This window comes from Spiroplasma tabanidicola, from assembly GCF_009730595.1.
Taxonomy (GTDB): Bacteria; Bacillota_I; Bacilli_A; order Mycoplasmatales; family Mycoplasmataceae; genus Spiroplasma_A; species Spiroplasma_A tabanidicola.
Genome location: NZ_CP046276.1, coordinates 1,201,274 through 1,213,314 on the forward strand (window position 1 = coordinate 1,201,274; position 12,041 = coordinate 1,213,314).

Sequence of the window (12,041 nt, forward strand, 5' to 3'; positions counted from 1 at the left end):
AAACATATATAAAAAATTATAACAACTTTTTATATATGTTAGTCTTATTTATTCAACATTTCAAATAAAGTTCTTGTCATTGGAGCAAGTCCACGTCCATCTCTATCAGCTGTTAAAGCAATGTCTAAATGAATGTAAGGTTTTTCTTCACTAAACGCATTTAAAAATGCAGCTGCAGTTGAAGAACCTGCTTCTCTAATATTTCCTGTGTTTGATAAATCTGCAATTTTTGAGGTTTGCATTACTTTTAAATGTTCTTTAATTAAAGGTAAATTTCACACCGGTTCATTTGCATCTTTTGCAGCATTATTAAATTCTTTTAAGAATTCTTCGTTATTAGTAAATGTTCCTGTAAATCATCTTCCTAATGAGAAAGTCATTGCTCCTGTTAAAGTTGCAACAGTTACTAATCTTTCTGCTTTCAAATTTCTAATAGCATAAGTCATTCCATCAACTAATACTAATCTTCCCTCAGCATCTGTATTTCCAATTTCAATGGTTTGACCGTTCATTGATTTAACTACTGATTCGGTTAAAGTCGCATGCCCACCGATTCTGTTATCTGTTAACATACCAACTGCTACAACATTACATTTTGCTTTTGCTTTTGCTAGTGCCATTACAGTTGAACTAACAATCGCACAACCTGACATATCAAACTTCATTCCCGCCAATGATGCAGAAGGTTTTAAGTTATATCCTCCTGAGTCAAATGTGATTCCTTTTCCAACATAAGCTGTTTTTGGTAAAGAACTATCAGTACAATATTCTAAAACAACAATTTGTCCTTCAACATGCGAACCGTCATTTACAGATAAGAATGAACCCATTCCCAGTTTTTCTGCTTCTGCTCTTCCCATTATACTTACTTTTAATCCCTCAATTAAGCTTGCTTTTTCTTTTATTTTGTTTGCAATTATAACTGAAGTACCAACATTTGGTGGTAAGTCTTGCAAGTCTCTTGCAAAATTTACAAATTCTAATTTAATTTCTGCTTTATTAAATTCATCTTGATATTTAGAATCAAAAATTAGATCAAATGATTTTTGTTTTGAGCCTTCTTTTTTCATTTCATATGGTTTATGGTTTAAGAATAAAAACTGCTCAACTATTGCTTGAAATGCTCCTTCTTTTTCTTCAACTATTTCTAAAAATGAATTAACGTCAACATTCAAGTCATATTTAGCTGATCCCACAATTGAGCTTACAGCATTTGCTAAACATTTAGCTTTTGCTTTTGGATCTAAACAATAATAAATTGTTTTATCTTCTGATACTAAAGTCAAAGATCCACTTTCTAATATTACTACTGGATTAACTTTTGCATCTTTTGTTATTGCTTTAACAGTTATACTGTGTAATTTTTTATTTGTAGTTATCATATATAAATTCCTCTCTTTTTATTTATTTAATAATTCGTACAATGATTTTTGCATTGGCGCTAAACCTCTAGCATCAAAGTCAGCAGTTCCTGCAATATCTAAGTGAAGATATGGTTTTTCTTCACTAAACTGATTTAAAAATGCAGCAGCTGTACATGAGTATGCTCCATCTTTATTTGATAGTTCACAACTTGCAATATCTGCAATTTTTGTGAATTCAAGTGGCTCTAAATGTTCACTTAACAACGGCATTCTTCATATTCTTTCTTGAGCTTTTAATACTCCTTGATTAAATTCTTCAAAAAATTCATCATTATTTGCAAACACTCCTGTTTGTCATTTTCCTAATGCTGAAAATATTGATCCTGTCAATGTTGCAACAGTAAATAATCTTTCTGCTTTTGCTTCTCTAATTGCATAAGTCATTCCGTCAGCAAGAACCAATCTTCCTTCAGCATCTGTATCTGCAATTTCAACATTTAACCCATTCATTGATTTAACAATTGATTCAGGAAGTGTTGCTAATCCACCAATTTTATTATCGGTTAACATCGCAACTGATACAACGTTACATTTTGCTTTTCTTTTAGCAAGAGCCATTACAGTTGCACTTACCACTGCTGCTCCAGACATATCATATTTCATATTTTTTAAGTAGTTTCCAGGTTTTAAATTATATCCTCCAGAGTCAAAAGTTATTCCTTTTCCAACTAATGCTGTTTTCGGTTTACTTGAATCTCCACAATATTCTAAAACTACAATTCTTGGATCAATATTTGATCCTGCATTAACTGCTAAAAATAAATTCATTCCATAACTTACAGCTTCTTTTTTGCCATAAACTGTTACTTTAATTTCTTTATTTTCTTTTGCTTTTTCAATAATCTTGTCAGCAATAGTTATTGATGTTCCTAAATTTGGAGGCAAATCTTGTAAATCTCTTGCAAAGTTTTGATACTCTAATTTAATTTTAGAATTTTCATAAATGTTTTCATACTGTGCTGAAAATATTAAATCATATGATTTATGTTTGGTTTCTTCTGTTTTCATTTCAATTTGCTTGTGATTTGCAAACATAAATGTTTCAACTAGTAATTGCAATACTTCTTCTTTGTTTTGATAAATTTCTACAAAAGAATCTAAATCAACATTTAAATCCATATTATTTGATTTTACAAAATCTAAGATAAATGCCTGCATTTTAAATAAAGTCATTTTAGGGCACATACATACATATAAAGTCTTTTCTTCAGATATTAATGTAAACTCTTTATTTTCTTTAATAACAAGTGGATTTACGTCGCTCTCTTTTGTTATTGCTTTTAATGTGATATTAAAAGACTTTTGATTACATGTGATCATTTTAAGTTCTCCTTTATTAGTGATATTATCATAATTTTATAACCTAACTAATTATAAATTTATTATTACATTGCTTATTTTTACACACTCCAAAAATATAAAGTCTGAACTTTGCCTTATTTTTATCATAAGTTAAATACGTTTTTTTTACACCATGTCCGAAATCACATCTCATTTTCATATTAGCTAGTTTTGAATTTATATTTGTAAACTTCGAGCGAAACTGATAAATATAATAAGTTTCTTTTTTTAATCTTTTGTTTTGATCTTCTTCTTGTTTTAAAATCGCAAATCTAATATTATTTAAATCTTTTTCTTTATAGATTAGCTTTTTTGCAGCAGGTTTGCTATTTTTATAATTGTTGATGTGAGATTTTCATCTTTTTTTTATATCTTTTGATTCACCAATATAACTAAACTTTAAATTATTACCTAAATCTAAAGAAAAAATTATATATACGCCTGAAATGTTGCTATCTAGTTTTTCTAAACTTTTAACATCATAAACTTGATATTTTGTAATAACACCACTAATAGCCTTATTGCAATACTCTTGACTAATCATTTTAAATTTTTCTAGTTTAGATGTTTTTACTTTTTTTATAAGTCAAAGTTTCTTATCATAATCATTTTTCATAAACAAGCTCTCTTAACTATCTATTTATATATATTATTTTAAATGAATTGTAAAAAGATATTACCAACTTAAAAATCTTTTAGTTTATAAATTGTTATCATTAATTATATGAATAGAATAGGATAGATATTAATGGAAAATTTAGCATGAGCTATAGCTATAGTTTTAGCGGTTTTTATGTGAGCATCACTTTCGATGTTCCCAAACTATTATAGAAACAAAAAAGTTTATTTAACAATCCGAATTGTATTAGTAGTTTTCTTGCTTTTTACAGAAGTGCAAAGAACTGTATATTTAGGACCCATTCATCAACAAAATTATATTGAAAATAGTAATCCAACAACATATGTAGGACAACAATGGTATCAAAATCCGATAAATTATTTTTTATTATATTTTTGTACAATTTGCTCTTATGTAATAATAATTATCTTAATTTTTCCAAATAAACTTTTAATGGAATGTTTTTTTCCATTTATGATAATGGGACCAGTTGTAACATTTATATTCCCAACTGAAAAACCCTTATTTTGAGACTCCAACTTCTTAAATTGATTTACATTTTTCTTTGGACACGCTTGTATTATGTTTGGTGCACTATATATGTACTTATACGGACATACAGAGTATAAATTTGGAAAACAAGCACTTCTAAAATCAATGTTAACTGGTTTAATTACTGTTACACTTGTGGAAATATATAATTTATATTTTGGAACTGATTTCATTGTTGGAGAAGTAACTGGTGCATTTGGATTAAAATGACCTAGACCTTGAGTATTGGTGTTTATTTTATCTGTGGGTAACCTTTATTTATGAATCGGATTAAGTTTAACAATATTTTTTAAACCAATATATAAAAAAGACAAAGATATGAAATTACACAATACATGATGAGAAGAATTAATAATAAAAATTAAAACAAAATATCAAAATAGAATTAAAAAAACAAATTAGAATAACAAAACAAAAACCCTTAAGCCTAAGGTTTTTGTTTTGTTTATATACATATTTTAATAAAGTTTTTAGTTTTTTTAATACCAAAAAATAATTACTTTGCTTTGTGCTTCAAAATAGTTTTTTGATATGTTAGTTTCATTACCCAATAAATATAAAATAAATTTTTTAACATCAATGTCATTATAAATACTTTTATTTAAATGGTATTGAGTTGATCTTATTTTACAAATATCTTATAGTTAGCAAGTTATAATATCATATTCTATTTTATTTTCATTATTTAATATTAAATTGTAAAAATGATCTTATTCATATTTATCGGGTTTTTTTATCATACAATTTTGCTCTGAGCTGATTTTGACTCTTAAAAATAATTTTTGTAACTTGAAATTGATATATAAATCGAGTGTATTAATTCAAACTCTTTATTTTTGAATGTAAAAACAATACTATTATCCATATTTATTTTCTTTTATCAAAACTATTTAATGCTTTACTAACGTCAGAGTATTTAAAATATGAAGTAGCTATTTTTATTTTTTATGTTAATTTCCTTATTTGATAAACAACTTTCAAATATTTTAGTTTAATTTAATTCAGTCAGATTAATAAGATTTCTATGTTTTAAACTTTCTATTACTTTATAAGAAACACAAATAATAACTCCCGCAATTGCTGGAAAAATTATGCTTGATAAATATACAACCATAGATGTGTTTTGAAAAAATTTGTGAAATGTAAATGTTAGTATAACAGCTATTATCAAAATTGCTAATATTAAAATATAAAATAATTTTAATATTAGAAAGTCAATTTAATGGGTTTATATTTTTTTTAATATTTTTGCTTTGGCAACTCTTTTTTTAAAAGATTATGTCTATATTTTTTAATTTCTTTATTTATGTCATTATTTATACCTACTATCTTGCAAAAAAATTTAAATCTAATTTCACTAATGTAATTATTATAACTATCCATTTAACAATAATAAAATAAGTTAATATGTACAGCTAAATAAAAACTATAGAATTATTTTTCTTAGTTAAAAAAGTTATATGTAATTTATATATAAATTACTTTAAATTCTTCAAAAATAATAACCTCATTTTCGCTAAATGTTATTTGTTTTTTTTCTAAAAGCATCACTAAAAAAAGCAGTATGTTTTTTTCTTCAAGAATTTAAATCTATATCTTCCCCTTCTTTTTCGCATAAATCAAAAGTCATATCTTTAAAATATAAATAAGTAACTTTTAAGTTTTTAATTATGCATATAGGGTTATTTTTAAAATCAGTAACTATAGATATATCTCCCACTTTTGGTTTATTTTCTTTTTCTAAATCATATAAAACATCACATGATGTTGTAGCAGTTTTAATACCTCTTGCAACTAAATCACCTAATTCATCAGCCATCTCTTTTGTGTTGCCAAAATAAAATGCTTCAGTAAATTTTAAGCTCTTACTTAATTTATTTTTTTCTAAATACTTATTTCAATAATCATTAACTTTAATACTCATATTTTCTCCTAAAAAAAATCTTTTTTAAATTAAGTATTAAAACTTATTTTAAAAAAGATTTTTGTTTTACTTGTTTTAATTATTCAACGATTGAAATTACGCTTCCAGCACCAATAGTTCTTCCACCTTCACGGATTGAGAATTTAGTACCTTGTTCAACAGCAATTGGTTTAATTAGTTCAACTGTTAATTCAACATTATCCCCAGGCATAACCATATCTGTTCCTTCTGGTAATTTTACTTCACCAGTAACATCAGTTGTACGGAAGTAGAATTGTGGACGGTATTTATTAAAGAATGGTTTGTGACGTCCACCTTCTTCTTGAGTTAAAGCATAAACAGAAGCTTGTAATTTAGTATGTGGTTTAATTGTTCCTGGTTTTGCAAGAACTTGTCCACGTTCGATATCTTCTCTGTTTACCCCTCTTAATAAAGCTCCAACGTTATCTCCAGCTTCAGCAAAGTCTAGTAATTTTCTAAACATTTCTAATCCTGTAACAACAACTTTTTTGCTTTCTTCAACTAATCCAACGATTTCAACTTCTTCGTTAACTTTAACAATTCCTCTTTCAACTCTACCTGTAGCAACAGTTCCACGTCCTGTAATTGTGAAAACGTCTTCTACTGGCATTAAGAAAGTTTTATCTTTGTCACGTGTTGGAGTTGGAATGTAATCATCAACTGCGTTCATTAATTCTTCAACTTTAGCAACTCATTTAGCATCACCGTTTAAAGCTCCTAAAGCAGAACCTTTAATAACTGGTGCTCCGTCTCCATCAAAGTCATAACTTGATAATAAGTCTCTAACTTCCATTTCAACTAAGTCAATTAATTCTTCATCATCAACCATGTCACATTTGTTTAAGAATACTACAATTGCAGGAACTCCGACTTGTCTTGATAGTAAGATGTGTTCTCTTGTTTGAGGCATAGGTCCATCAGTTGCAGCAACAACTAAGATAGCCCCATCCATTTGTGCAGCACCTGTAATCATGTTTTTAACATAATCGGCATGCCCTGGACAGTCTACGTGTGCGTAGTGTCTTTTATCTGTTTTATATTCAACGTGAGTTGTATTAATAGTAATACCACGTTCTCTTTCTTCAGGAGCATTGTCGATGTTTGCATAATCTTTAAATTCTGCTCCTCCTTTTTCGGCTAATACTTTTGTAATAGCAGCTGTTAAAGTAGTTTTACCGTGGTCAACGTGTCCAATGGTACCAATGTTAACGTGAGGTAAACTACGGTCAAATGATTCTTTTGCCATTTTGATTTCTCCCCTTCATTTTGAATTTGCGACAAATGTCTTACTTAATTGTAATTTATTTTTGTCAAAATACAATAGTTTTTTTTATAGTAGATAAATATTTTATTTACTTGCGTTTTTAATAATTTCTTCAGCGATGCTTTTTGGTGCTTCGTTGTAGTGACTGAAAATCATAGTGTAATTTCCACGTCCTTGAGTAAATGATCTTAGTTCAGTAGCATATCCAAACATTTCTGATAATGGAACTTTTGCTTTAACTGTTTGAGCATTTCCTCTTTGTTCTGATCCTTCAATTAATCCACGTTTTGATGAAATATTTCCCATTACATCTCCGTAATATTCATCTGGAACAGTAACTTCAACTGACATAATTGGTTCAAGTATGACAGGTTTTGTTCTTTTTGCAGATTCTTTTAAAGCCATTGAAGCTGCAATTTTATATGCCATTTCATTTGAATCGACATCATGGTATGATCCATCAACAATTGTTGCTTTAACATCGATCATTGGATAACCAGCGATGATTCCGTTTTCTAAAGCATTAATTAATCCTACTCTTGCAGCATTAATATATTCTTTTGAAATTTTTCCTCCAACAATTTTGTCAACTCATTCAAATCCTTTATCTGGATTTGGTTCAAATTCAATCACAACGTGACCATATTGTCCACGTCCTCCTGATTGTTTAACATATTTTCCTTCAGCTTTTGTAGCTTCTCTAATTGTTTCACGATATGAAACTTGTGGTGCTCCAACGTTTGTTTCAACTTTAAATTCACGTTTTAAACGGTCAACTATAATGTCTAGGTGTAATTCACCCATACCAGCAATAATTGTTTGTCCAGTTTCTTCGTCTGTATAAGTTCTAAATGTTGGATCTTCTTCTGATAATTTGTTTAATGATAACCCTAATTTTTCTTGGTCAGCTTTAGTTTTCGGTTCTAAAGCTAAGTGAATAACTGGTTCTGGGAATATCATTGATTCTAAAATAATAGGATTTTTTTCATCTGATAAAGTATCTCCAGTTGTTGTATCTTTTAAACCAACTGCAGCTGCAATATCTCCAGCATAAACTTCTTCAATCTCTTCACGATTGTTAGCATGCATTTTTAATAAACGTCCAACTCTTTCTTTTTTATCTTTAGTTGCATTTAGTACATAACTTCCTTTTGTAAGGATTCCTGAATAAACTCTAAAGAATGTTAGTTTTCCTACAAATGGGTCTGTCATAATTTTAAATGCTAAAGCTGAGAAAGGTTCGTCATCTGATGAATGTCTTTCTGATTCAGTTCCATCTAATAAATGTCCTTTAATTGAAGGTACATCTAAAGGTGATGGTAAGTAATCTACAACTGCATTTAATAATAATTTAACACCTTTATTTTTAAATGCACTTCCAGCTAAAACCGGAAAGAATTCTGCAGATATAACTCCTTTACGAATTGCTGATTTTAGTTCTGGAATAGTAATTTCTTGACCATCTAAAAATTTCATCATTAATTCTTCATCGTATTCAACTGCTGCTTCAACTAATTGAGCTCTTAATGCTTCAGCTGTATCTTTTAAATCAACTGGGATTTCAATTTCTTTTGCTATTTCTTCTGCAGCACCATCAAAATGTCATGCTTTCATTTCAACTAAGTCGATGATTCCATCAAATTGATCTTCTGCTCCAATTGGTAATTGGATTGGAGCTGCTTTTGCTCCTAATCTTGTTCCAATTGTTTCTACTGAATATAAGAAGTCAGCTCCAGTTTTGTCCATTTTGTTAACAAAAACGATTCTTGGAACTTTATAAGTTGTTGCTTGTCTTCAAACCGTTTCAGTTTGCGGTTCAACTCCACTTTGTCCATCTAAAACTGCAACCGCACCATCTAAAACTCTTAATGATCTTTCAACTTCAACTGTGAAGTCAACGTGACCTGGAGTATCGATGATGTTAAAACGGTGATCAGCTCAGAATGCTGTTGTTGCAGCAGAAGTAATAGTAATTCCACGTTCTTGTTCTTGTGCCATTCAGTCCATTTGTGATTCACCTTCGTGAGTTTCACCAATTTTGTGAATTTTACCTGTATGGAATAAAATACGTTCTGTTGTAGTTGTTTTTCCAGCATCAATATGAGCCATAATACCAAAGTTACGGGTCATATCTAAACTAAATTCTCTTGCCATATTTTTTTCTCCTATATATATTTAATTAATTTGCTATTATCAACGATAATGAGCAAATGCTTTATTTGCTTCTGCCATTTTGTGAGTATCTTCACGTTTTTTAACAGAACCACCAATACCGTTTGATGCATCAATGATTTCATTAGCTAATCTATCAATCATTTCTTTTTCATTTCTTAATCTTGAATAATTAATTAATCATCTTAATGCTAATGTAACTTTTCTATCTCCTGAAACTTCTACAGGAACTTGATAGTTAGCTCCACCAATACGACGAACTTTAAGTTCTAAGTGAGGTTTAATGTTTTCAATTGCTTTATTAAAAACTTCGATTGGACTAGTTCCAGTTTTTTCTTTAATTTTTTCAAAAGCTTTATATAGAATGTGTTGTGCTGTTCCTCTTTTACCATCCAACATAATTTTGTTTACTGCTCTAGTAACTAATTTTGAACTGTAAATTGGATCTGGAAGCACATCTCTTTTTTCTGCTTGATGTTTACGCATTGAGTTGTTTTTCCTTTCATTTTATTTAAATTGTTAATTTGTGTATACACTCTTATTTTTTTTCTTTTGGACGTTTTGTTCCGTATAAAGAACGACCTTGCATTCTTCCATTTACTCCAGTTGTATCTAAAGTTCCACGGATTATGTGGTAACGTACCCCAGGTAAATCTTTTACCCTTCCACCACGAATAAGAACAACACTATGTTCTTGTAAGTTATGACCTTCTCCAGGAATATAAGCTGTTACTTCCATTCCGTTTGTTAATCTAACCCTTGCATATTTACGTAAAGCTGAGTTTGGTTTTTTAGGTGTCATTGTTGCAACCCTTGTACAAACTCCTCTTTTTTGAGGTGAAGATATTTTAGTTACTTTTTTAAGTAATGTATTTACACCTCTATTTAAAGCTGGTGCTTTAGTTTTTCAAGTTTTTGCTTTTCTTGGTTTTCTAACTAATTGGTTTATTGTTGCCATTTTTAGGTTTTCCTCTTTTCCACTTTACCGAGTGTATTGTTTCACACACAAAATATATTATATAGTAAAAAGTGATACTGTATAAAAATTTTTTATTATTATATATAAAAAGGTAAAATATAATAAATATAAAGGAGTACGAAATAATGATAACAAATTTATATGCAATGAGTAGTGAAAATAAAACTATTGTAATAGTTGCCTTTTCAATAATTGGTTTTATTTTATTAGTTATTATTCATGGAATTGGTATTAACCTTTGATCTTATGCCAAAAAAAGATCACTATTTGCAACTTGTTTCTTTTGATTAACTTCTATTATAACAGTGATTGGTGGAATAACTGTTTTAGCTTTGGTTGGCATATATGGTGGTATTAGTGGCGGCGGGGGAGGAACATTAGGAGAATATAGAAGTATTATCTGATTTCCTAACCAAATTAAAAAGAGAAATAAATTAAACAAAAAAAAGGAAGTTTTAAATGATTATGTTACTTAGCAAAAGTATCTCTAAATCATTTAGCAAAACTTCATTTTTTTCATGTTGTTTGACCAGCATTTTCTATTGGTCCATCATATCCATCATAATTTAATGCTCAAGTCATTAAACCTCTAATGTTAATATTATTTTGCTTTGTTAACTCATAAAATTTATTAATAGCACCTTCATATGCAGCACCTCTTCCTGCAGGCTCATTTGTTGAGGCTCCTAAAACAAATTTATTTGGATCTATTAAATAAAATCCGTTTAAATTACTTTTTTTAGTAGTTAAATATTTTGTCATTAAATAATAAAATATACCTCTGTTTGCATAATCATCATTTGTAATTACGCTACCATATCCTAACCCTAGTTCTGTTGCTTCTTCTTGATCAACATAAGGGCCATAAGCTCATCCATTATAACATTGAGGGTTTATTCAATCATAGTATTTATCTAATTGTTTAAAAAATGGTATATAACTATTTCCGCTTGCTTCTGTACTTTCTTTTAAATATGGAAGTTCTGGGGCCATACTTATAAAAAAATGTTTATTTTGTTTTGCTCATTCATTTTTTATTTCAATTAATGCTTCAGAAGTTACTTTTTGACTTGTTCTATCCGCCAAACAACTTCCTTCTCAATCTAAATCAATTCCATCTAAATCATATTCTTTAACTACATTTGAGATAGTTTGTTTTAAATCACTTTTTTGGTTTTCATTAAAACGCATTCCTTCTCCAGTTTGTCCACCCATTGAAATTAACACTTTTTTATTTTTACTATGTAAGTATTTAATTCCATTTTTAACTTCAGTAGGATTACTTGGTTGAAATATTGGCATTGCGTTTGCAGTTTGTGCATATAAAAATGATAAATTTATTACATTATAAGAATCATCAATCTCATTAAAATTAATTTTAATTTGATAATTTCCACCTCAATCATATCAATAACCAATTAATAGTTTATTTTTTGATCAACCTTCTGGTTCTGAAGGGTTTTCGGGAACAACTGGATTTTCAGGTTCAGTTGGAGTTTGTGGATTATTTGGATTTGATCCAGGATTAGTATTTGTTCCTGGATTGTTTGGTTCAGATGGTGTTTGTGGGTTACTTGGGTTTTCTGGTTCTTTTGGATTATCAGTAGTTGTTTGTCCGCTTGTTTCGTTGTTATTACATGCAACAACGGATAAAGAAACAGAGAATGGAACAAAAACAGAGCTTAAACTAATTAATAATTTTTTCATAATTCACCTCAATAAATATTATTAATAGTATAAACAAT

At 28.8% G+C, this 12,041-nt stretch carries 11 protein-coding genes; 2 read left to right on the forward strand and 9 right to left on the reverse strand.

Going from position 1 to position 12,041, the window contains the following annotated elements:
- Positions 1–44: 44 nt before the first annotated feature.
- The 3 genes from STABA_RS05430 to STABA_RS05440 are packed head-to-tail and all read right to left on the reverse strand — an operon-like array spanning position 45 to position 3,381.
- Positions 45–1,382, reverse strand: a complete 1,338-nt coding sequence (locus tag STABA_RS05430; RefSeq protein WP_156007331.1) for a M17 family metallopeptidase — start codon at positions 1,380–1,382, stop codon at positions 45–47.
- 18 nt (positions 1,383–1,400) lie between these two features.
- Positions 1,401–2,744 carry a M17 family metallopeptidase gene (locus tag STABA_RS05435; RefSeq protein ID WP_156007333.1) on the reverse strand — a complete coding sequence of 448 codons (1,344 nt, stop codon included), beginning with the start codon at positions 2,742–2,744 and terminating at the stop codon, positions 1,401–1,403.
- A gap of 43 nt (positions 2,745–2,787) precedes the next feature.
- A complete protein-coding gene (locus STABA_RS05440; protein ID WP_156007335.1) occupies positions 2,788–3,381 on the reverse strand; it encodes a GIY-YIG nuclease family protein in 594 nt (197 codons plus the stop codon).
- Positions 3,382–3,513: 132 nt separating this feature from the next.
- On the opposite strand from STABA_RS05440, the gene STABA_RS05445 reads away from it, so the two are divergent.
- Positions 3,514–4,338 (forward strand): TMEM164 family acyltransferase, encoded by an 825-nt coding sequence (locus STABA_RS05445; RefSeq protein ID WP_156007337.1) that lies wholly within the window; start codon positions 3,514–3,516, stop codon positions 4,336–4,338.
- 1,114 nt (positions 4,339–5,452) lie between these two features.
- Here the strand turns inward: STABA_RS05445 and STABA_RS05450 are convergent.
- The 5 genes from STABA_RS05450 to rpsL all read right to left on the reverse strand — a co-directional run bounded on the left by STABA_RS05450 (position 5,453) and on the right by rpsL (position 10,275).
- Positions 5,453–5,860, reverse strand: a complete 408-nt coding sequence (locus STABA_RS05450; RefSeq protein ID WP_156007339.1) for an ASCH domain-containing protein — start codon at positions 5,858–5,860, stop codon at positions 5,453–5,455.
- Positions 5,861–5,939: 79 nt separating this feature from the next.
- Positions 5,940–7,127, reverse strand: a complete 1,188-nt coding sequence (gene tuf, locus STABA_RS05455) for an elongation factor Tu (RefSeq protein WP_156007341.1) — start codon at positions 7,125–7,127, stop codon at positions 5,940–5,942.
- 102 nt (positions 7,128–7,229) lie between these two features.
- A complete protein-coding gene (gene fusA, locus STABA_RS05460; protein ID WP_156007343.1) occupies positions 7,230–9,299 on the reverse strand; it encodes an elongation factor G in 2,070 nt (689 codons plus the stop codon).
- A 36-nt stretch (positions 9,300–9,335) separates the two neighbouring features.
- On the reverse strand, positions 9,336–9,803 hold the full coding sequence (gene rpsG / locus STABA_RS05465) for a 30S ribosomal protein S7 (protein WP_156007345.1): 468 nt from the start codon (positions 9,801–9,803) through the stop codon (positions 9,336–9,338).
- Between the two features lie 52 nt (positions 9,804–9,855).
- Positions 9,856–10,275 carry a 30S ribosomal protein S12 gene (gene rpsL / locus STABA_RS05470; protein WP_156007347.1) on the reverse strand — a complete coding sequence of 140 codons (420 nt, stop codon included), beginning with the start codon at positions 10,273–10,275 and terminating at the stop codon, positions 9,856–9,858.
- A gap of 146 nt (positions 10,276–10,421) precedes the next feature.
- Here rpsL and STABA_RS05475 point away from each other — a divergent pair, with 146 nt between their 5' ends.
- Positions 10,422–10,772, forward strand: a complete 351-nt coding sequence (locus STABA_RS05475) for a hypothetical protein (RefSeq protein ID WP_156007349.1) — start codon at positions 10,422–10,424, stop codon at positions 10,770–10,772.
- Here the strand turns inward: STABA_RS05475 and STABA_RS05480 are convergent.
- Positions 10,765–12,003, reverse strand: a complete 1,239-nt coding sequence (locus tag STABA_RS05480; RefSeq protein ID WP_156007351.1) for a glycosyl hydrolase family 18 protein — start codon at positions 12,001–12,003, stop codon at positions 10,765–10,767. The genes STABA_RS05475 and STABA_RS05480 overlap by 8 nt on opposite strands.
- Between the last annotated feature and the right edge of the window lie 38 nt (positions 12,004–12,041).